The organism is Leisingera sp. XS_AS12 (genome assembly GCF_041224635.1).
Lineage (GTDB): Bacteria > Pseudomonadota > Alphaproteobacteria > Rhodobacterales > Rhodobacteraceae > Leisingera.
Window position 1 is genome coordinate 50,581 of record NZ_JBGFGM010000111.1, and the last position, 18,071, is coordinate 68,651.

Here is an 18,071-nt window from a genome sequence, read left to right on the forward strand (position 1 = left end):
CGACCTCACGCGGCCTCTGCATTCCGCCGCGCCGCAGCCTGCCCCGCGGACCAGACCTTTCCAGCGCGCCTGATCTCGATGAGCATCGTAATCGTCCGTTTGTAGGTGTCGCGCCGCACCTGCGCGAACTCGTTCCCGCCCGGCATCCGCATGGCCTTCGCCAACTCGCGCTGCTCTGCCGCAAAGAAACGGATGTGCTCTTTCAGCAGCGCGCGGAAAGCCAGGTACGCCTCCTTGCTACTCAGGGAAAGCGTCTCCCCGAAGAAGACCTCCGGCGCCTCGTTCAGATGCCCCCACGCCAGAAGCAGGCCGCGGCCGTCATTCATGCTGGCGCAAAGGCGGCGGGCAACATCAGCACAGGTCGCATCGTCTGCGATCGGCTGGATCATCAGGGTTTTCTTTTCAGTGGTCATGGGTCTCATCCTCTGAGATTGGGTTATCTGTACATGTTTCTGATTTTCGCTAACCGGAGAGCCCGGTTAACGCAGGGCGCTATCAGGGGTCGCGCCTTCAGGTTTTGCAGACCGGGCAGTCAGCAAACTCGCCCGTCTCACACCTCAGCCCGGACAATGGCGGCATCAACGAGCTGATCGAGACGCGCCTCAGCCGCTTCCAGCTGAAGCTTGGACGCTGGCAGGCGGCCGTCTTTCATGTCGCGCACATCCCGAACCGCTCTGGCCAGCTGCTGCAGAAGGGCCTCGGCCTGGCTGCCGGCCGGGCGCGCATCTGCCGCCCACGCTCGCGCATAGGCGAGCACACCAAGCAGAGCATTGAACCGCAAACGGTGGTGGTCGATCAGCCTCGCAGTTGCCGGGTCGCCGCAGCCGCCATTGACCTTCTGCCCCTGGCGGAAGGCGAGCTTCAGATGATGAAGCAGGCGTCCGGTTTCCCGCAGCATCACGCGCAGCTCGCGGCGCAGCCCCCGGTATCCGCCCCACCCGGTGACACCAAGCGAAGCCATGAAGTTGCTCGCCTCCCGGCGCGGGATCTCATCAGCGCAAGCGTGCGCCATGCCGGCGAGCTGCCCGACCGAGATGCAACCAGCATGATTCAACAGCTTCTGAAGTTCGTACTTGCTGTTGGCTTTCGTTTTGACATCACTGTTCATCAAATTTCTCCTTGGTTTTCCGATGGTCAAAGGATTGCGCAGCCCCACGGGCCCCGCCCGTCCACATCGGCAGACGGCGAAGGCACTTGGGCGTATCTCTGCGGGTAAAGGGTCCGGCGCCGATCGCGGTCAGGACCGGGCTGCCATCAAAATGCGGCGGCTCGATGTGATCTTGATCGATGATACGGACATAGGGGATGCCAGCCGCGTCAAGCTTGCTGGCGAGCAGCTCGAGACGGTCCTCAGAGCCGCCATCGAGACAGACTTTCGTGCCCGGCCGCAGGCTGGCATAGCCCTCGGCGTTTGCACGCAGTTCGGTATTGCCGTGAGACAAGGAAGAGAGAAGCGTATCGACATAGGCATGACCCGCTTGAGCGTTGGACTTGCCTTCCGACATGATCAGGTCGCCGCGCAGGACCGCATAGAGACGCAGTGTCTCGTCCGGGGCAACTTTCTCAGCAGGGATCTACTGGATGCGCTTCATCGTCTTTCCTCTCACATGCCCCCTCAGGGGCGAATTGGTAGACTAACGGGAGTCGAACCCGCCTGGCGTGGACGTTAGGGCGCCCTGCTGTTCCCGCGACTTAGTCCAAAGTGCCGAGGCTTGCGCCCAAGCAAGAATTCCGGTGCGAGGCTGATGCCTCTCAATGTGACCCTTGGATTGGCGGCCGTAGGGGGCTGCGGCCATCTTGCCCGCATCGTCTCTTTCGAGGAACCACCTTACCGGGCCTGGCAGGTTGGCGGGGAGCGTGCCCCCTCGTGATGCAGGATCAGATTATGCAAACGGCCGCAGCGCGTCAATCCTTCTATCGCACTTTTTTCGCACTTTTTGCCGCGACCTCAGTCGTCGCGTTTGCGGGCGATCAAATCGGCAAGATCCGACAGCTCGATGAAGTTGTCCGCCTGGCGGCGCAGATCATCAGATACCATCGGCGGCTCGGATCTTGTGGTCGACACAACGGTTACGCGGCAGCCCTGCGCCTGCAGGGCGCTGACCAAGGCGCGGAAATCGCCGTCGCCGGAGAACAGCACGACATGATCCACATGCGGTGCGACCATCATCGCATCAGTGGCGATCTCGACCGCGATGGAGCCCTTTTTCTTCTTGCGGCCAAGGGGATCGGTGTATTCCCGGAACGTCTTCGTCACCACGTTGAAGCCATTATACTGCAGCCAGTCGGTCAGGGGCTTCAGGGGCAGGAAGTCGTCCTGCTCGCTCACACAGGTGTAGTAGCTCGCCCGCAGCATCTTGCCGCGGCGCATGAACTCCTCCCGCAGCAGCTTGTAATTGATCTCGAAGCCGAGCGCCTTCGCGGCGCCGTGCAGGTTCACACCGTCAATCAGCAAAGCAATGCGATCATCTTTGTAAAACATCCTGGGGACCTTTTTCATTTTTTGGTTCGTCTTTTTGGGGATCAGCCCCTCCAGGAAATCTATGTGGAAAACCGTTGATGGTGAATGCCTTAATTCTGTTTTTCGCACATACGGGCGCCTATCATGTGGACAACAGCACAAGCGGCCGGAGATCCGATGCTTACCTTTGAAACCATAGGCCCCTGCACGCTTTACCTCGGCGATGCGCGGGAAGTTCTCCGGAACTTGCCGGAAAAGGCGGATCTCGTTGTGACCGACCCGCCCTACAAGCTGACAAGGGGCGGCAAGAACGCGCAAGTCATGTCTGGCATCTTTGCGTCCGACCAATACGACAATTCCGGCACGCTCATGGAAGTCGTGCCCTGGGAAGAGATGGCGGCGCCGATCTTCGCAGCCTGCCGTGATCACTGCGACGCGTACATCATGGCCAATGACAAGAACGTCTTCGATGCCCATGCCGCCTTCATTAGCGCGGGCTGGAAGCTGCACAACCTTCTGACCTGGAACAAAGGCGCCCCAACCAGAAACAGGTGGTACATGAAGAACCTAGAGTTCACCCTGTACCTCTGGAAGGGGCGTGCGGCGACGATCAACATGCCGGGATCGACACAGGACTTCGCCTGCCCGCGGCCCAAGAACCGGTTTCACAGGACCCAGAAACCGTTACGCCTGTTGGACCACTATATTCGAAACTCCTCAAACCAGGGCGAACTTGTGCTCGACCCATTTGCAGGCTCCGCATCTACCCTGGTTGCCGCAATGCGCGCCGAGCGGCGGGCGGTGGGGATCGAGCTCAATCCTGTCTGGTTCGAGAAATCCTGCGAGCGGCTGCACGCGGAGTGGGCCGCAATCTGCCAGGGCCTGGAAGTGCCGGCCGAGTGATCTCTTCCTGGACGATATTTGTGAAAAGCAACCCCTCATGACTGAAAGAAGCCCGCAACCAGGCCCGTTCGGCTCCTATTGGGTCGATGGCATTCTGGACCACCCCAGCGGCGATCCGAAGATGGACGCCCTGCAGCAGGATGCGGCCTACCGCGCCGAGCGGTCGATGGCCGATATTGAGAACCGGCTGCGCAAAGCCTCCAGCGGGGGCTTTGCGCCATCCGATCTGCGCGGCCTGGCCGCCAGCCTCCTCGCGATCGCCTCCCTAAAGCTGCACCGCGAATTTAATCCCGTGGCACATGAATGCTTGATGAGCCACTGTGTGGGGGCTCATCCGGATCTCGAAAAGGTACGGGAGGGGCTGCGGCAGAGAGAAGAGCGGATCCTGCAGGAGAGCATCGCGAAGGATGAGGAAATCCGACGGCTCCAAAGCCGCGTCACGTTCCTTGCTCGCGGCATTCTTCTACTCTGCGTCGTGCTGGCGATCATCCTGATCTGACTGCCAGCCAGGGCTCAGGGCTTGCCCGGACCGGCTGATGCCGCCCCCTGCCCTGCGCTGCTGTTTCTTGCCAGCAGCCCAACGACAAGCAGGACCCCGGTCGCGGCAGCGGGGTACCACATATTTGAGAACCAGGGTGAATAGTTCAGAAAAGCAAAGCCCCGCGCCTGGTCAATCAGGTGGAACAGGGGATTCCATTTGAAATAGACCAGCACATGCGCTGGCAGCATGTTGGCAACGAACATCTGGCCGGATCCGATCATGTTGAACCGGCTGTATGCCTGGGCCGCCAGGGCGGACAGCCGTGGGAAGACACCCTTTGCGGACAGGAATATGAGCCCGGCGCCGACGCCTGACAGCCAGCAGAGGATGAAGGCGATTGCCAGACCTGCCGCATCATCGATGCTGAAGCTTTTGATGAACACGTGATACGCCCCTGCCACGATGGCGATCGAATACGCCTGGACATAGAGGCAAGCCAATGCGGATGCCGCGAGCCCCGGGTGAGCCGCATCATTCTGCGCTCCTATCCGCCCGCCAGACAAGACAGCCCCCATGGCACGGATGTGCAGATTGAACATGCAGACGCCCGTGATGAGGTAGATCAACAGATCACCCCGGACCATCGCGGTGCCAAACCCGGTGAGGATCGAGAAGAGGTAGAAGACCCCGACCAGGATGAGGGTCTGGGCAACGTTTGCAGCGATGCTCAGCAGTAGGTGATCATGCCCACGCGCAACTTCTGCCGCGGTGGCATTGTGGAGACGGCCAGCTGCGCTGACCGCCCCCAGACAAACTCCGGACAGGCTCATCTATCCTCAGCCGAGATTCGCTTATTTTTCGCATAACCGTAGCGCGCCACAGGAAGGGTCGGCAGGGCGGGCTCAACCGGCAATCCATCGAGGGTGCGACCGGTTTCCGCTTCGTAGTTTTTCTGCATCGTGTTGTTGTAGATCGCGCCGCAAATGACGCCCAAAACCAAGGCCGGAGGGGCAGCGGCACCCGAAACAGTCGCGATATTGGCGCAAGCAGCCAGAGTGCCGAGCGCCTCAACAGTCACGTTGGCGCGGGCTGGAGTTGTACCGCCAGACACGATCAGCTTCTTAATGCCATACTTCGCCGGGAGGGCAAGGAGCGGGACCGCATCGCCGAAGGGGGCGAAAATCGGGTTCGCCTCTTCTGCCACGTTGGTCCACAAGCCATAGGCGGTGGTTGCCGAGTCCGCATAGTCGCCAAATCCCAGGCGCACCCTGTCGAGCCGGTGCTCAACCCTGGCACCCTCTACAGGTTTCGCCGATGCCGACTGGCGCACTTCCGGCGCCTCAGGCTGGACATCCGCATGGTAGGTTCCGGACGGCATGGAGCTGGCTGACGCTTTCGCCTGTTCATTTTTCGCACATGCGGAGAGCGCAAGAGCCGCAACGCAGCTCAGCGTGACAATATAGTTTTTCATTTTCGCAATCTCTTCTTGGAGGTACTCCCCAAACGGTATTGCGAAAAATCTAAGCCAGCAACGCGCCGCGGCCCGCGCCCGCATCAAGGATGTGGACAACGGGCCCGTCAGGTCCACAAAAAGGGCCGATCCATGCAAGCCCCCATGGATCCGTTGGGCGCATCAATGCCCGTTTTGCCCTCCTCGTCGATCGGCTTAGCTCATCAGCTCCGAGTTTTCCGGATTTTACATCTCCTTCAGCTGGTCCCAGCGACCAATAGCTGCTTCAGACGCCGATCGGCCTCGAATTGCCCTGCAAGAATTCCGATGAGATACCGCTACCCGGGTTGTATCTCCCTGAGTGCTCACCATAGGGTCGAACAAAATTAGATTTGTGCCATTGGTAGAAGAATTTTGGAGGGCAAAGAAATGGGGAAGTTGATGACATGTCTGAGCGGGCTCACTTTGGCATTTGCCATTGGCTCGCACGTGACGGCAGATCCTTTTGGTATAGACCTTCAAGCTGACACCCCACAGTCGCTGGGGTGCAAGCATGTCGAGGGGCTCAATCACTATTGCGCCACGCTCCCGCACAGCCACCCGGACATGACGGGCTACATACTGCGATATCATGATGAATTGGGTTATTGCAGCATCATGGCTAGCGGCAAAGAAATTTCCACGAATAGGTTTGGAGCGTCACTACGTGCGCAGTTCGAAGCCATCAAAGAGCAACTTTCCCTGAAATATGGTGAGCCCGGAGTATCGGATGACCTCATGAAAGGCTCGGTCTGGACGGCCCCAGAAGACTGGATGATCGGCCTGATGAAGAAAGAGCGCTACTTGAATGCGCTTTTCCTGCCAGGCGAAGAAAGCCCCTTTGAAGCAATCCGCCTACAAACATCAGCGACCGGCTTGGAAAAGGGGCGGGTCAGTGTGCTCTACATCGGACGCTCTCTTGAGAAATGCATAGAACTCGAGAAGCAAGATCGCTCGAACTCCTTTTGAGCCCAGATCTCAAAAGATGACCAACTCGCTGAAGATGGCGGGTCGCAGCGGCTCCTCCCTGACCGGGAACGCCCGTGGTGCCCGCTCCCACAGGAGCTCGGAGTTTTTGCCGTCGGCATGAGGTTCCGCTGCTGGCGCCATAAGGCGGCCCCGCCCCTCCCCCACCTGAAGGAAGGGGCTTCCCGGGCGATTGGTGATAGCCGTTATGAATGTTTTGTTTTTTCTTTTCATTTTTTCTTTGATCTGATCCCGGCCACAGGCCGAGACCAAGGAGGCCCTGCCGGGACTCATCTTCTTTTCTTCTTTTCTTGTTAGGAGGTGCGCTGCCCGGAACTGTATCGGAGCTGGCGGCCGAAGAATGTCTTGATGTAGGTTTCGATCTGGGGGCGGCTCCTCGGCCAATTCCGGCCCCAGTCGGCCAGCCTGAACGGCAGATCTGCGTCACGGCACCGCGGATGGATAAGCTCCAGGAACCCTAATCCTGACGCGGAGATCCGCAGCTTCTTTGGCTTGGACCAGCCACTCTCGACCTCCAGCTCTTCCTCAAGGAAACCGATATCTTTGAGGTTCAGGATGATAGCTGCTCGTGTAGCCGCACCTGCAAATTGAGCGTGCCACGGATCCGCGTCATATTTTCCAGTCCCCTTCCAGTGATGCATCATCCTCAGGATCTCGGATTCTGTAATTGGTCCTGCGTCTTTCAGCCCAAAGAGCAGCTGAAGAGAGTATTTGGACATCCACAGTTTCCCCTGCGGCGCGCCCGCCTGGCGCATCAGAGGCGAGAAGATCGGGATAGCATTGGCCGCCCAGCAGCTATCGAAGAATTTCTTGGCATCAGCAGCAGCGAGCAGAGCTGTAAATTCCGCATCGGCAGTTGTCCTCCCCTCATGGAACGCCGCCCGGATTTCATCGGTCGCCTCAGACATCAAATGAAGCCGCGGAAAATGCAGTAAATCATCGGGGTCCTGAAGGTAGTGCCGGGTAAGATTCCGGAAAGCGTGCGCTCCGGAGCTATCCGTATCCGTTGCGCAAATGATGACGTCTGCGCTGCGCAGCAGCGCCCGTGCGTCCGTATCTTCTTGAAGATCGCACCCGAGATAGACCGGCTGATTGGTCACATCCCAGACCGGCTCCGCAATCGCGGGCAAACCGGACATGGGCATTTTGCGCGAAAGCTTCATGCCGAAGGTATGCGGCCCCATCGAGTGGGTGGTAATTCCATGAAAGGTGACGTCGGGGAATTCGGCAATGAATGCTTTGTGCATGTTCATAAGCTGAGATTTCTTCTCGCAAACAAGCACAACGGTTTGATCTGCAGACAAGCGCATGGGATCCATTCCTCTTGGAAGGTTTCGATACGCACGGCTTAGCCGTGAACTTCTGGCAGGCTACGCGTGCTTCCGGTAATCTGCAACCGGATTATCTATTTTCGCAGACACATGGCGAGGGGCGGCGACCTGGACATCAGGTCGCGGCACAGCAATGGATCGATGACATCTGCCCTCCTGATTGCGGCAAGCAGGACGCTACTGATCTCTGGGATCGCGAAAGAAGGAATGAGGATCCCGTCGGGCAATTTCGGCGTCATCCAGAGCGGCCGGACCCGCATCCTGCCCCTCCAGCTCCGCCTTCAGGCGGGCCGTCTGCCGGCGCAGCTCTTCGTTCTCCCGCTCCAGCGCGCTGACCCAATCCTTAATGGCCTGACGCTCGCGGCGGAATTGGCCATAGGTCGTGAGCACCTGAACTTTGTCCGGGTCTTCAGCAATTCCAAGCGGCAGCAATGTCCGGTAGATCCCGCCCTTCAGGATCTGATCTCTGACCAAGGCGGAAACGGGCGGCTTGCCTTGCCCCGCCTCCGCCTTCCCAGCAACACGACCTGGATGGCTCTCTGACCGCACTGGCCTCGCAGCCTCGACATCAATCAGGATCTCCCTGGCAATGCCAATGACATCCCCGGCCTGTATCCGGTGCTTTTGAGCAATGCGCTGAACGTCCTGCGAGCGGACCTTGTTCTCCACTGCCGCTGTACGCAGGCTTGTTGCGACAGCGCGGGATTGTTTGGCGGGAATCTGGCTCATGCCAACTCCTGAGAATTCTCTATGAGCGCCCCATAAAGCAAAGATCCCCGATCTCCAATCGCAAAGCTTCAATCCGCGCCTTTCTCGCGAATTCATGCTTCCCGACGATGCCAGCGCCATGATGCTTTTGTTTTTTCGCACACACCCCGTAGCTTCGGAAATTGAACAACGCCGGGGATTATCATGTCATCAAACCTGATTCAGCTGAAGTCAGAAGCCCTTTCAAACCTGCAAAGCCTCACCCTGACCAGGGGTGAAAACCCAATGCTATGCGAATTCATTGTTCATTCTCCGGCTTTTGGCGTCTCCTCTGGCGTCCTGCTTAACCTGGAGGAAAGTGATCTCCAATCCATTGCTGCGACAGTCGATCGAGCAGCTGGTGAGGCGGCACAGACGGGCCAAGACTTCCATGAAACCCTGCCCTACCACCTGGTCTCGACCGCCCTGCCCTATGCGCTGCTTTCCGAGCCGCTGACGGGCGTTGCGAGCCAAGCTCTGGAAGACTACCCCGAAGACCAGGTTGAAGCACTGCAATCCGTGGCGCTCAGCGCTTTGACCAGCACCGCGCTTGAGATCATGAAGCGGCTTCCGGATATTGGCGCATCCCACCTGAATGAAACGCTCAACTTCCTCACGTCCGGTGACATTGAGGCGCGAAGCCAAGCCCTCATCTCATACCCGATGATGGCCGAAACGCTCGTAACAAACCGCAAGTTCCGGGCGATCATCGACGCACGATCAGAACTTGGACCGGTCATCGCTGATGAGCTTGGGCTGACAGCCGCACAGATGCGGGTCTATTCCCGCTTTGAACGCGCCATCTCACACCTGACCTTTGATCCCGGCAATTCCGATGGCGCCACGCCGGTCAAACGTAGATGCGTGACCCGCTTTGGCCATGCGACCTCCATGAACAACATTCAAAGCATTGCGGTTGAGGCAGCGCAGCGCATCCGCTTCGACCAGCTGCCCGCAGGTGCTGACGCGGAGGCCCACGTTCGGGTCTTGGAAGTCCTGGACTTCACAGATACCGCATTGAATTTCGAGAAAACTCTCGATGTTGGCCCCGCTCCTTTTGACCGCATCTTCCGGCGTATCTCCGCCACCGATTGGGGGTCCGCCCGGTCTCGGCTGAGGGACCAGAAATCAAAAATGTGGGACACTCATGACTACCTTCGCAACACGGCAAGGTATCTCACCAGTGCCATCCTTGCCCAAAAGCTGCAGGACGCCGAAGGGATTGACATGCACCGCATCAGCAGCACTGCCCACCAGCTGCTCAGCGAAGAAGAACTGCACGCGGATGATGCTGTCTACCTGTCGACTTTTGCGGACCGCCTTCAAGAAAAAGCCTGGATGACTTGCCGTTCAGTCCTGCAGGTGATCGGAGAACACGCGAGCCTGAAGACCATCGCTGAAGCGGATACCCGCTGGCACCATACACATGGTCAGATCGACAATGAGATGATGGCGATCCAGCAAAATATCGAATGGGCGCCGCTTCTGGATGAGATCCAAGTCGGCTCGCTTGTTGCGAAAGAGCTGTCCAGCACCGACGCGCTGATCCAGCAGGGGCGCCGCGAAAACCATTGCGTCGGCTCCTATTCCCGTCATGTGCTGGACGCGAACCATCAAGCCCTGATGCTGCTGTTTTCGATCGAGAGCCCTGACGGCCGGATTCTTTCCACTGCCGAGCTGACTGGCCAGAAAATGCAAATCCAGCCGGACGGTCCCAGCTACAGCTGGCAAGTGACCCAGCACAAGGCAAAGAATAATGCCTCCCCATCCCGCGAGGCTGAGGCCGCGGCGGAGGCGTTGCGCACCCGCCTGGAAGACCTCAGCGCTGAAGAAGTGCAGACCTATGCTGACCGCATCTCCACCAACCAGGGCAACCTCAAGGAAAAGCTGTCCCGTTTGGTCAACGCTTGCGGCGCCAATATCTGCGAGACGGATATGCCCGAGCGCACGATGCAGCTGATCGCGCCGCTGCTGCCAAAATCATTGCGCGGGCTCAGCGCCGCCGATTGGGCCGAAGCCGCCATTCCGCACGACCAGGACACCAATATCCTGCCCAGGCTGGATGAATGCATCAGCAAACTCAGCTCAGACCTGGCTGCGCTTGAACCTGCACGCGAAACCGAACCTAGCTGCCCGTAATTGAAAGGTGCCGAACATGTCTCAAGAAGATAACCCCCAGGAAGTGACCTCGTCCTCCATCGAGCCCTGGCTCGCCGCCATCCTCCATAAGTTTGAAGTCACCACCATCGAAGCAAGCTTCTCGGGAAGCGGCGACGAGGGCCACATGGATGATCTGATCCTCACTCTGCGTGATGGGGCGGAAGGAACGGAAGACTCCGTCTGGAAATCCCTCAAAGAGCTGAAGGTCCGCAGCGCTGAATCGTACCGCAAATCCCTCTATGACATTTTGGAAGAGAAGGTCGAGAAGGATGCCGACCCGGTCGGGAACTACAGTGACAACGAGGGCGGCGCTGTCTACCTGCAAATCGCGATCTCGGAGGATGCCGCGGAGGTAATCTACACCGATTACACGCCTGGCTCATATGATGACGAGTATGACGATGAGGAAGAGCCGGAATATGAGGATGATTTCGATCCGGGCGCCTGAATCCACAAACAGGGCGCCTCCATCGATTGCAGCGTCTATGCGAATTTGCGAATATCACTCCAATTAAGGAGCGCCCATGTCACACCCGTACCACCATGCCCAGTCATCGGCCCGCAAATATGGCGGGACGCCGGAAGACTACCTGGCAATCCATTCCTGGTTTGACGGCTCGAAAAGCCAGATGGCCAACTTCCGTCACCGCGCATTGCGCCATCATGCCTTCGGCATCTTCGAGATGGAGGCGCAGTTCGGGCCGACCCTTGTGAACTCTGATGGCAAGACCATTCCAACCAGATTTATCGGCGAGCAGCATGTGCGGGAGGACTGCGGCGGGATCATTCCTTCCGCCCAGGACTGGCTGCGCGGAATCCCCTCCAAGCCATGGATGAATGTGGGCCGCCTGGCCGACGATATCGTTCGAGTACCCGCGGGCGATGCGCCGGATCTGAGCCTTGAGGCCTGGCGCGCCGCAGTCGCAGCCGGCGAGACGACCCTGGGTCACAAGGAATGGTCCGAGCGCATCGAAATGATGACATGCGAAACCGCAGGCGAATAAAGGAAAGCCCATGAGCACAGACAAGATCCGCGAGCCCGAACCGACAGAGCTCGAAGCGATCGAGGCCCGCCGCCTTACCCATGTCGAGAACTCCCTGAAAAAGGCACTTCCGGAAAGCTTGCAGGGTGAACCTGAGATTGAGAAGGCTCTCAGCGGGCTGGCCCAGGCAGCAATTGAATCGGTGGACCGGTTCCCTGGCGATGGCTGGCCATTTGAGGCAGATCTGAACACTGCCCCGGGTGAGCTCCACCCATCGACTGCGCGAAGCATTGATGAGATCGATGCGGCCGTATTCAGCGGGGACGCCTTCCACGCGACGGAAAGCCATCTTTTCCTTGCCGCTCATGTGCAGCGCTGGTCGAAAGCGCTCCGCCTTCAGCGGGAAGACGATTACCACAACCGGCCGCAAGACCCGGATGACGATGAGGGTTTGTCGCCATGAGTTCCGCCGCGCAGCCCCGCGCCCCTGACGGCCGACCCATGACCCAGCGTGAAATCCAGATCTGGAATGATGCGGTCACGGCCTGTCGGCAGGCCGCCATGACGGCCGTAGACCAACTGGAGGCCGAAGCGGCAGATGGCATGCCGAACCCCGCACGCATCGTCGTGCGCGACGTCAGCAACAAGCTGATGCCGGGCGATGAACGCCGCCTGCTGCCCCAAGACATGCAGGACCAGTTCATCGAAGCCTTCGGCCGCATCAAGACCACCCCATCAGAGGAAATCAAGACAGATGAATGACGACCGCACCCCATACTACAGGTTCGATGATGCCACCGGGCAGCTCTTCTTTCATGCGGGCGGCGCCAGGACAATTGTGGGCGACATCGATCTCGCACTGGCCTGGACAACAGACGAGTGGAGCGGCGGCTGCCTGCACAAGCATGGGCCCGCGGAAATGGTCGAGCTGCGCGCACTGGAGATCCGTGAAATCGATCCCAGTATCCAGGTCGCGATCATCCCATGGGAAGCAATCCGGCACCCGGAAGCGGGCCCCAAGATCCTTGAGGAGGTCAACGCCTGCATTGCGATTTCCGGCCGGGTCAAGGACTTCGATGTCCGGCTTGGCGAAATTGCGGCATCGCATGAGGTCGAGGTTTCCCCGCGCGACACCGCCTCCGCGCCATCACTCTGACTGGAGCGCTGGAACGCCATGCAGATCCACTACAATATCTCTCCTTTTCACCAGATGGAGCCAGATATGCGGCTCGCAGACTCAATGCTCTACGCTGCCCTGAAGAGCGAGCTGGGTGACCGGATCCAGATCTTCAGCTCCCTGCAGGATTTCAAGGAGGACGGACCCCTCTGGGGAATGGACCACTATGACAGGCCCGATGTCTTGCGCCGCCGGGCAGCCGCCTATCGCGACCCGGCCGTGCTGGCGGCTATCGAAGGCGTTATCGTACCCGCCCGCGAGGCGGGCGCGGTCATGGACGAGATCAGTGCGCGCGGCATCTCCCCGGCCATGCGCAGTATGGCGGACCCGATCGGGCAGTATTACGTCCCGGGCGCGGGCGGTCAGTTTGACAAGCTGAAGGACAGGATCCGTGTGAAATCGGAAGACGAAGACGTCCTGATCCACCCGGCCCCGGAAACCCTTTACGAGCGCCGCTACATGATCGTGGCAGGCGAGATTGCGGCGGAAGGACCCTGCCACTATTGCAGCGAGACCCCTGCGCTGCTGCTGGACCCCGCAAACCGGAACCGGTCAGCAAGAAACTTCTGGGAGAAACTGGAAGACGCGGACCCTCATCACCTGGAGCTGCAGCGCGCAGCTGTTGAAGATCTTCTGGCAAGATACCCCATGACCTCAGGGGCGATCGACGTGGGGATTGCGCAGGAGCCTTCGACCGACCCCAGGGCGCTTGTTGGCCAGGTCTGGGCGGCAGCACCCGGCGGCGCTCTTCCGCTTTTTGCTGATCCGATCGCCTATGCCGGGAAGATTGCAGCGCATCTCCATGTTCTGGAGCCGGATATTGAAGAGGTTGCAGGCATTGCCCCATAGGAGCGCAGAAAGGCTCCCATCCCATCTGTGCGCCCAGCCCTCACTGCGGATCCTGGAAGCGGCCCTCATCATGTAAATTATTTTCGCATATTGCAGATGACGATATTGACCATAAGGGAACCCGCTACTTCGGGATGCCTTGCTTGGAAGAGGGGCGGGAATGGCCACTCTATATGGATGAGCCGATGGCCTTTATCCTGCAGTTGGATCTGGCAAGCCTGCCGGTCATCCCAGGCTTACCCCGCCATGGTCTGCTGAGCTACTTCCGCGGGGAAGACTTCGAAGAAGACCAATCAAATATCGCCCTGATCCTGCAAGACACGTCGAAAGCGGGCGCGCCCCGCCAATGGCCTGAGGGGTTGGAGTTCACTCCGAGTCCCCGCCCGGTTACGGGATGGCGCGAGCTCACCGAAACGCTGCACATTGAGGATCTGGTAGAGCTGGATCTCGATGGCGATCCGCGGGACTTCCCCGCGATGCCGCGCTCGGAAATTGCCGGGACCGTCAGGACATCCGATGGCAAGACGATCCCGGAAGCAGAAGCGATTGCAACCGGCGCAACAGTCAGGATGCACACATTCCGTACGGACAAACTCGGCGGGCACCCTTACTGGGACCAAGGTCCCGAACGGCCGGACGTGGATGATGCCATTCTCCTCTACCAGGTCAGCGACCAGGTTAAGCCCGGCATCGGCACAGATATTCTGGAAGATCCAGCATGCACCATCTACGGAACGGCGCACATTTGGTACTCCCCCAAGAATGGCAGATTTTATCATGATTGGGCTTGAGACTGAGCGGCAGTAAACGTGAAATCTCAGGGCCTGGACGTTCAGTCCAGGTCATTTCCTTCGCATTCAGCCTGTATCACCCGGCCGGGTTTATCCCGGGCCCCGGCCCCAATCGGCGAAAGCGGCCGCTTCCAAATGCGGCGCCCGGCGGCGGGCGCGCGCAACCAGCTCGCCTTCGATAGCACCCTGCGCCTCGATCAGTGCATCCATCCAGGATTGGGTGAAGCTTTCCTGCAGCCGCATAGACATATTTTCGCGTTCCAGCCGGCGCGCCAGGATCTCGAACGTATCCTGCTCCTCGAGGATCGATTGATAGAGAGCATCAAGCCCATCCCGTGACAGCTCGACCAATTCCGGATTGCCAGCGATCTGCCCCGGATCCTGCCATTTCAGAGAGGTCCACTCAGGGCTGCGTTTGGCGGGCCGCTCGGCCGCGCCGCGCACCTTCCTGATGGCATCCTCCACACGGGATTTCCGCTCATTTCGAAATCCGTAGAAATCGTGCTTCTTGAGCGCGCAAAGACGGATCGTGCTCTCTTCAGGATACATTGTGAAGAGGATGATCTTGCCGGGCAGGTGCTTGTGCAGAATGCCCGCCCAGCCCTTCTTATCGCCGATGAAAGCCTTATCGCCCCCCGGATCTCCCCGAGATACCGCCTGGATCATCTCCGCAATACCCTTGCGGATCGCCCAGTAGTTTGGCGTTTTTCGCAAGCCCGCCAGATCTTTCCAGAAAAGGTCGGAGACCTCGACTTTAGTGATCTTCCTGTTCTGCATCAGACCCCGCTTCATCGCCATCCTGGGGCTGATCCGCGAGCATCTGCGTGACGAAGTCATCCGGCTGGAGGGTATCAGCCACCGGCGCAGCCGCGGCCGCATCCCGGCTGGCATCGAGGAGCTCACGATCAAACCGGCGCGCGCTAACGCCCGACTGGACCTTCATCCGGTCACGCATTTCGCGGAACTTCTGGGTGTCGAGAAAGCTCATGATGACCTCCATGCCTGATGTCGCCTGCAAATATACCGATCGCAGTGCCACCCTGCAAGATATGCGAATAATTTTTTCCGTTTTCCGTTTCAACCTCTCATGACACCCTAATCAAAGAGGGAGAAAACAAGAAGCAGGCACAGGATCAGCGCGGCAGGAGAGCCTCCGCGCCCGGCTCGTATCGCGGATCCATCGCCCGCGAAATTTCTGCGGTTTCAGGTTCGATTCCGAGACGTCGCAAACGGGCCCTCGCCCAGTCAACAGTCACAGCGAAGCGGTCCGAAACGCCTTCGATCCCGCCGTCTGCCCAGGCCGTGCGCACTTCGCACTCAGGCATCAAGAACGCCGCCGCGAACCATTGCGCCTCACGGCGGCAGCGCATCAGCATCTCATCCGAACGGTCCAAAAGCCTGGGCACGGACATGCCATAGCCCGGATTGGCAGCACGGACCTTTGGCCAATGCAGCAGGCGATGGCCGATTTCGATTGCCATCACGCCATGATTTTCGCAAGCGCTTCGGAATGAGCTGAGGAAGACGGTGAATGTTCCGTCCGGATTCACCAGGAGGCCATGCGGGTATTTGCCGGCGATGTCGGCCATTTGCGTGCGGCTGCCATTCCTGGCCAGCAATGCCTTCAAGTCAAAGCCGCTGCCGATCTGAACGCCCGCCCGCACGCGTTCCGCAAAGGCTTCAATGCCGGCGCGGCCGACCCCCGCGGGTACCGGCCGCATGTAGCGGCACCTGGCAGGGTTTTGACGCCCGTCAGCTTGCATACTTGAGCAGGCGCGTCATCCGCACCTCAGCTCGCATTATGGTTACGCCGAACGTGTCTGCAACCGCATTGGCTCCCCCTTTCTGAAAGACCTCGCGGGCAAGCGCTGCCGGCATGAGAAACGCGTCCGCAAAAAATCGCGCCTCCTGACGGCTACGGATTAGCTCTTCGTCAGCACCATCAATACGGACCGGGATACGCATGCCCGTACCAGGATGAAGATCCCGGACCCTCTGCCAATGCAGGACAATATGGCCGAATTCCACCGCCATCGTGGTGTTTGAACAGCGCGCAGGCCGGTGCGTGGAGAAGCATACTTCAAAGCTCCCATCCGGTTCGACCCGAAGGGCATGCGGCCAGTGATCCTCGAAGTCGATCCGCCGCACCCGGCCGCTGCGCGTGGAGATAAGCTCGTCCAGATCGTATCCGGTCTGGACGCCAGTCTCGATGCGAATGCGCTCCGCAAGCGCCTCGATCTCGGACCGGGCCATGCCGGTTTCGATTGGGCGCAGATATTCGGTAGCCGAGGTCATATGCTCAACCCGCCTGCTTCAACAGGCGCGCCTTCTCCCGCCCCCAGTCGCGCTTGGCGGAGGTTTCGCGCTTGTCCGCTTTGTTCTTGCCCTTTGCCAGGCCGATCTTCAGCTTGGCGACCCCCTTTTCATTGAAGTAGAGGGCAAGCGGCACGATCGTCATGCCCTGGCGCTGGGTGGCGGCCCAGAACCGTGCAATCTCGCGCTTGGACACCAAGAGCTTCCGTCGGCGGCGCTCCTCAAAAGCCCCGAAGGTGCCCGACTGGCCGTAGGGGGCGATATAGCCATTCACCAGCCACAGTTCCCCCTCCTCCACAGCCGCGTAGCTGTCGGAGATATTGGCGCCGCCCTGGCGCAGGCTTTTCACCTCAGGGCCGGTCAGCACGATACCGGCCTCCAGGTCGCTGTCGATATGGTAGTCGAAACGCGCCCGGCGGTTTTCAGCGATGATATTCTTGCTCTGCCTTGTCATCTCGACTCTCCTTTTTCGCAATCCAGTCTGCCAAAACTAACTTTTCAGGCAGCGCCTTTACCGCGTTTATGATTTTCCCAAATATTCTTCTCGGGCGGCCTGCACCATCTGATCGACGTGCTCATTGGCAAAATCGCCCGCGTGGCCGCGATGCCAGTCGTTGCGGAAGCTGAATCCCATTTCCTCCAGCTGAGCCTTGAGGTGATCCAGCCCCATCATCAATTCCTGGTTTTTCACCGGCTTGCCGTCCGCCTTGCGCCAGCCGCGGCGTTTCCAACCCGGAATCCAGTCAAAGAAGGCGTTCAGCGTATACTGGCTGTCCAGGCGCAGCCGGATTTCACGGGGCGATACCCAGCCCACTGCTGCGTAACAGATGATCATGCAGAGCGCCCGGTCAAGTGCATACACCTCCATGATGTTATTGGTCGATTGCTCCGCGATGCCCGCCATCTCTACCGCGTTACCGCTTACGTCTAGCAGCTCGTTCCCCTCAACAGCCTCACCGTCGTAGATCGCAAAGGCCCAGCCACCGAGGCCTGGGTTCGGAGAGCATCCGCCATCGGATGCGATCGTGATGAAAGGTGCCTGAGCCATAATTGTTTTCCTTTTTCGCAACACGAGTTCTACCAGCACGGCCGCACTCGGGCAACTATATATTTTTTCGCATATCCTGTTTTCTGAGGAGATGCAGTATATCCGCCAGGAGCAATCTAGTGCGCAGCCCTTGAATGCGAATTTTCAGAACCTGTTGTTGCAAAACGACTTCTGACCCCGTAAGCTGCGCCCCATGAAGAAGATGAACGCACACACAACAGCGACCACCACCACGCCATTCAGGCGGGTTTTCTGGTCGTGAGCTGAGCACATCTTCCTCACCCAAACCCCGCCGGGCAGCCGCGCGGGGTTTTGTTTTGCCATGCGGCCGTCCGGCTTCCCAATTTCCCG

Annotated in this window: 26 protein-coding genes and 1 riboswitch; of the genes, 11 read left to right on the forward strand and 15 right to left on the reverse strand. The window is 59.2% G+C overall.

The window, feature by feature from the left end; translation table 11 throughout:
• Positions 1–5 precede the first annotated feature (5 nt).
• The 4 genes from AB9K35_RS16685 to AB9K35_RS16700 form a co-directional block, all read right to left on the reverse strand.
• Positions 6–413 carry a hypothetical protein gene (locus AB9K35_RS16685; RefSeq protein ID WP_369927810.1) on the reverse strand — a complete coding sequence of 136 codons (408 nt, stop codon included), beginning with the start codon at positions 411–413 and terminating at the stop codon, positions 6–8.
• A 137-nt stretch (positions 414–550) separates the two neighbouring features.
• A complete protein-coding gene (locus tag AB9K35_RS16690; RefSeq protein WP_369927812.1) occupies positions 551–1,108 on the reverse strand; it encodes a hypothetical protein in 558 nt (185 codons plus the stop codon).
• Positions 1,098–1,574, reverse strand: coding sequence for a peptidyl-tRNA hydrolase (locus AB9K35_RS16695; RefSeq protein WP_369928277.1), 477 nt, complete (start codon positions 1,572–1,574; stop codon positions 1,098–1,100). The genes AB9K35_RS16690 and AB9K35_RS16695 overlap by 11 nt, the downstream gene beginning before the upstream one ends.
• Positions 1,575–1,755: 181 nt before the next feature.
• Positions 1,756–1,879: riboswitch (SAM-I-IV-variant riboswitch) on the reverse strand.
• A gap of 69 nt (positions 1,880–1,948) precedes the next feature.
• A complete protein-coding gene (locus AB9K35_RS16700; protein WP_027234239.1) occupies positions 1,949–2,482 on the reverse strand; it encodes an NYN domain-containing protein in 534 nt (177 codons plus the stop codon).
• A gap of 156 nt (positions 2,483–2,638) precedes the next feature.
• Here AB9K35_RS16700 and AB9K35_RS16705 point away from each other — a divergent pair, with 156 nt between their 5' ends.
• Both AB9K35_RS16705 and AB9K35_RS16710 read left to right on the forward strand, forming a co-directional pair.
• A complete protein-coding gene (locus tag AB9K35_RS16705; protein ID WP_369927814.1) occupies positions 2,639–3,364 on the forward strand; it encodes a site-specific DNA-methyltransferase in 726 nt (241 codons plus the stop codon).
• A gap of 37 nt (positions 3,365–3,401) precedes the next feature.
• A complete protein-coding gene (locus AB9K35_RS16710; protein WP_369927816.1) occupies positions 3,402–3,863 on the forward strand; it encodes a hypothetical protein in 462 nt (153 codons plus the stop codon).
• Positions 3,864–3,877: 14 nt separating this feature from the next.
• On the opposite strand, the gene AB9K35_RS16715 is transcribed toward AB9K35_RS16710, so the two are convergent.
• Both AB9K35_RS16715 and AB9K35_RS16720 read right to left on the reverse strand, forming a co-directional pair.
• The gene (locus AB9K35_RS16715; RefSeq protein ID WP_369927817.1) at positions 3,878–4,675 is read right to left on the reverse strand and encodes an ABC transporter permease; all 798 of its coding nucleotides are present in this window, start codon (positions 4,673–4,675) and stop codon (positions 3,878–3,880) included.
• On the reverse strand, positions 4,672–5,316 hold the full coding sequence (locus tag AB9K35_RS16720) for a hypothetical protein (protein WP_369927819.1): 645 nt from the start codon (positions 5,314–5,316) through the stop codon (positions 4,672–4,674). Before AB9K35_RS16720 ends, AB9K35_RS16715 begins: the two co-directional genes overlap by 4 nt.
• A 408-nt stretch (positions 5,317–5,724) precedes the next feature.
• Between AB9K35_RS16720 and AB9K35_RS16725 the strand changes: the two genes are divergently transcribed.
• The gene (locus AB9K35_RS16725) at positions 5,725–6,303 is read left to right on the forward strand and encodes a hypothetical protein (protein WP_369927821.1); all 579 of its coding nucleotides are present in this window, start codon (positions 5,725–5,727) and stop codon (positions 6,301–6,303) included.
• Between the two features lie 311 nt (positions 6,304–6,614).
• On the opposite strand, the gene AB9K35_RS16730 is transcribed toward AB9K35_RS16725, so the two are convergent.
• Both AB9K35_RS16730 and AB9K35_RS16735 read right to left on the reverse strand, forming a co-directional pair.
• Positions 6,615–7,631, reverse strand: coding sequence for a hypothetical protein (locus AB9K35_RS16730; RefSeq protein WP_369927823.1), 1,017 nt, complete (start codon positions 7,629–7,631; stop codon positions 6,615–6,617).
• Positions 7,632–7,829: 198 nt separating this feature from the next.
• Complete coding sequence (locus AB9K35_RS16735; RefSeq protein ID WP_369927825.1) at positions 7,830–8,501, reverse strand: hypothetical protein; 672 nt, start codon at positions 8,499–8,501, stop codon at positions 7,830–7,832.
• Between the two features lie 144 nt (positions 8,502–8,645).
• Between AB9K35_RS16735 and AB9K35_RS16740 the strand changes: the two genes are divergently transcribed.
• From AB9K35_RS16740 to AB9K35_RS16775, 8 genes are all read left to right on the forward strand, one after another.
• Positions 8,646–10,538 (forward strand): hypothetical protein, encoded by a 1,893-nt coding sequence (locus tag AB9K35_RS16740; RefSeq protein ID WP_369927827.1) that lies wholly within the window; start codon positions 8,646–8,648, stop codon positions 10,536–10,538.
• A gap of 16 nt (positions 10,539–10,554) precedes the next feature.
• Positions 10,555–11,007: a hypothetical protein gene (locus AB9K35_RS16745; protein ID WP_369927828.1), complete on the forward strand. Its 453-nt coding sequence runs from the start codon at positions 10,555–10,557 to the stop codon at positions 11,005–11,007.
• A gap of 76 nt (positions 11,008–11,083) precedes the next feature.
• Complete coding sequence (locus AB9K35_RS16750; protein WP_369927830.1) at positions 11,084–11,563, forward strand: hypothetical protein; 480 nt, start codon at positions 11,084–11,086, stop codon at positions 11,561–11,563.
• A gap of 10 nt (positions 11,564–11,573) precedes the next feature.
• Positions 11,574–12,005 carry a hypothetical protein gene (locus tag AB9K35_RS16755; protein WP_369927832.1) on the forward strand — a complete coding sequence of 144 codons (432 nt, stop codon included), beginning with the start codon at positions 11,574–11,576 and terminating at the stop codon, positions 12,003–12,005.
• Between the two features lie 38 nt (positions 12,006–12,043).
• A complete protein-coding gene (locus AB9K35_RS16760) occupies positions 12,044–12,304 on the forward strand; it encodes a hypothetical protein (RefSeq protein ID WP_369927834.1) in 261 nt (86 codons plus the stop codon).
• Positions 12,297–12,698, forward strand: coding sequence for a hypothetical protein (locus AB9K35_RS16765; protein ID WP_369927836.1), 402 nt, complete (start codon positions 12,297–12,299; stop codon positions 12,696–12,698). Before AB9K35_RS16760 ends, AB9K35_RS16765 begins: the two co-directional genes overlap by 8 nt.
• Before the next feature lie 66 nt (positions 12,699–12,764).
• Positions 12,765–13,568, forward strand: coding sequence for a hypothetical protein (locus AB9K35_RS16770; protein WP_369927838.1), 804 nt, complete (start codon positions 12,765–12,767; stop codon positions 13,566–13,568).
• Between the two features lie 134 nt (positions 13,569–13,702).
• Positions 13,703–14,359: a DUF1963 domain-containing protein gene (locus tag AB9K35_RS16775; protein ID WP_369927840.1), complete on the forward strand. Its 657-nt coding sequence runs from the start codon at positions 13,703–13,705 to the stop codon at positions 14,357–14,359.
• A gap of 90 nt (positions 14,360–14,449) precedes the next feature.
• Here the strand turns inward: AB9K35_RS16775 and AB9K35_RS16780 are convergent, their stop codons facing one another.
• From AB9K35_RS16780 to AB9K35_RS16810, 7 genes are all read right to left on the reverse strand, one after another.
• A complete protein-coding gene (locus AB9K35_RS16780) occupies positions 14,450–15,136 on the reverse strand; it encodes a hypothetical protein (protein ID WP_369927841.1) in 687 nt (228 codons plus the stop codon).
• On the reverse strand, positions 15,114–15,347 hold the full coding sequence (locus tag AB9K35_RS16785; RefSeq protein ID WP_369927843.1) for a hypothetical protein: 234 nt from the start codon (positions 15,345–15,347) through the stop codon (positions 15,114–15,116). Before AB9K35_RS16785 ends, AB9K35_RS16780 begins: the two co-directional genes overlap by 23 nt.
• Positions 15,348–15,492: 145 nt before the next feature.
• Complete coding sequence (locus tag AB9K35_RS16790) at positions 15,493–16,080, reverse strand: ImmA/IrrE family metallo-endopeptidase (RefSeq protein WP_369927845.1); 588 nt, start codon at positions 16,078–16,080, stop codon at positions 15,493–15,495.
• 31 nt (positions 16,081–16,111) lie between these two features.
• On the reverse strand, positions 16,112–16,654 hold the full coding sequence (locus tag AB9K35_RS16795) for an ImmA/IrrE family metallo-endopeptidase (protein ID WP_369927847.1): 543 nt from the start codon (positions 16,652–16,654) through the stop codon (positions 16,112–16,114).
• 4 nt (positions 16,655–16,658) lie between these two features.
• On the reverse strand, positions 16,659–17,126 hold the full coding sequence (smpB, locus tag AB9K35_RS16800) for an SsrA-binding protein SmpB (RefSeq protein ID WP_369927849.1): 468 nt from the start codon (positions 17,124–17,126) through the stop codon (positions 16,659–16,661).
• 66 nt (positions 17,127–17,192) lie between these two features.
• Positions 17,193–17,759 carry a ribonuclease H gene (locus AB9K35_RS16805; RefSeq protein WP_369927851.1) on the reverse strand — a complete coding sequence of 189 codons (567 nt, stop codon included), beginning with the start codon at positions 17,757–17,759 and terminating at the stop codon, positions 17,193–17,195.
• Positions 17,760–17,864: 105 nt separating this feature from the next.
• On the reverse strand, positions 17,865–18,044 hold the full coding sequence (locus AB9K35_RS16810; RefSeq protein ID WP_369927853.1) for a hypothetical protein: 180 nt from the start codon (positions 18,042–18,044) through the stop codon (positions 17,865–17,867).
• Between the last annotated feature and the right edge of the window lie 27 nt (positions 18,045–18,071).

Excerpts from the sequence above, each read along its gene's own strand:
- AB9K35_RS16735 (WP_369927825.1), bottom strand. The coding sequence starts at position 8,501 with ATGGCGCTGGCATCGTCGGGAAGCATGAATTCGCGAGAAAGGCGCGGA.
- AB9K35_RS16775 (WP_369927840.1), top strand. The coding sequence starts at position 13,703 with ATGCCTTGCTTGGAAGAGGGGCGGGAATGGCCACTCTATATGGATGAG.
- AB9K35_RS16685 (WP_369927810.1), bottom strand. The coding sequence starts at position 413 with ATGACCACTGAAAAGAAAACCCTGATGATCCAGCCGATCGCAGACGAT.
- AB9K35_RS16780 (WP_369927841.1), bottom strand. The coding sequence starts at position 15,136 with ATGCAGAACAGGAAGATCACTAAAGTCGAGGTCTCCGACCTTTTCTGG.
- smpB (WP_369927849.1), bottom strand. The coding sequence starts at position 17,126 with ATGACAAGGCAGAGCAAGAATATCATCGCTGAAAACCGCCGGGCGCGT.
- AB9K35_RS16740 (WP_369927827.1), top strand. The coding sequence starts at position 8,646 with ATGCTATGCGAATTCATTGTTCATTCTCCGGCTTTTGGCGTCTCCTCT.
- AB9K35_RS16725 (WP_369927821.1), top strand. The coding sequence starts at position 5,725 with ATGGGGAAGTTGATGACATGTCTGAGCGGGCTCACTTTGGCATTTGCC.
- AB9K35_RS16795 (WP_369927847.1), bottom strand. The coding sequence starts at position 16,654 with ATGACCTCGGCTACCGAATATCTGCGCCCAATCGAAACCGGCATGGCC.
- AB9K35_RS16790 (WP_369927845.1), bottom strand. The coding sequence starts at position 16,080 with ATGCGGCCGGTACCCGCGGGGGTCGGCCGCGCCGGCATTGAAGCCTTT.
- AB9K35_RS16745 (WP_369927828.1), top strand. The coding sequence starts at position 10,555 with ATGTCTCAAGAAGATAACCCCCAGGAAGTGACCTCGTCCTCCATCGAG.
- AB9K35_RS16765 (WP_369927836.1), top strand. The coding sequence starts at position 12,297 with ATGAATGACGACCGCACCCCATACTACAGGTTCGATGATGCCACCGGG.
- AB9K35_RS16755 (WP_369927832.1), top strand. The coding sequence starts at position 11,574 with ATGAGCACAGACAAGATCCGCGAGCCCGAACCGACAGAGCTCGAAGCG.
- AB9K35_RS16730 (WP_369927823.1), bottom strand. The coding sequence starts at position 7,631 with ATGCGCTTGTCTGCAGATCAAACCGTTGTGCTTGTTTGCGAGAAGAAA.
- AB9K35_RS16710 (WP_369927816.1), top strand. The coding sequence starts at position 3,402 with ATGACTGAAAGAAGCCCGCAACCAGGCCCGTTCGGCTCCTATTGGGTC.
- AB9K35_RS16785 (WP_369927843.1), bottom strand. The coding sequence starts at position 15,347 with ATGAGCTTTCTCGACACCCAGAAGTTCCGCGAAATGCGTGACCGGATG.
- AB9K35_RS16770 (WP_369927838.1), top strand. The coding sequence starts at position 12,765 with ATGCGGCTCGCAGACTCAATGCTCTACGCTGCCCTGAAGAGCGAGCTG.
- AB9K35_RS16760 (WP_369927834.1), top strand. The coding sequence starts at position 12,044 with ATGACCCAGCGTGAAATCCAGATCTGGAATGATGCGGTCACGGCCTGT.
- AB9K35_RS16700 (WP_027234239.1), bottom strand. The coding sequence starts at position 2,482 with ATGTTTTACAAAGATGATCGCATTGCTTTGCTGATTGACGGTGTGAAC.
- AB9K35_RS16690 (WP_369927812.1), bottom strand. The coding sequence starts at position 1,108 with ATGAACAGTGATGTCAAAACGAAAGCCAACAGCAAGTACGAACTTCAG.
- AB9K35_RS16715 (WP_369927817.1), bottom strand. The coding sequence starts at position 4,675 with ATGAGCCTGTCCGGAGTTTGTCTGGGGGCGGTCAGCGCAGCTGGCCGT.
- AB9K35_RS16810 (WP_369927853.1), bottom strand. The coding sequence starts at position 18,044 with ATGGCAAAACAAAACCCCGCGCGGCTGCCCGGCGGGGTTTGGGTGAGG.
- AB9K35_RS16750 (WP_369927830.1), top strand. The coding sequence starts at position 11,084 with ATGTCACACCCGTACCACCATGCCCAGTCATCGGCCCGCAAATATGGC.
- AB9K35_RS16720 (WP_369927819.1), bottom strand. The coding sequence starts at position 5,316 with ATGAAAAACTATATTGTCACGCTGAGCTGCGTTGCGGCTCTTGCGCTC.
- AB9K35_RS16705 (WP_369927814.1), top strand. The coding sequence starts at position 2,639 with ATGCTTACCTTTGAAACCATAGGCCCCTGCACGCTTTACCTCGGCGAT.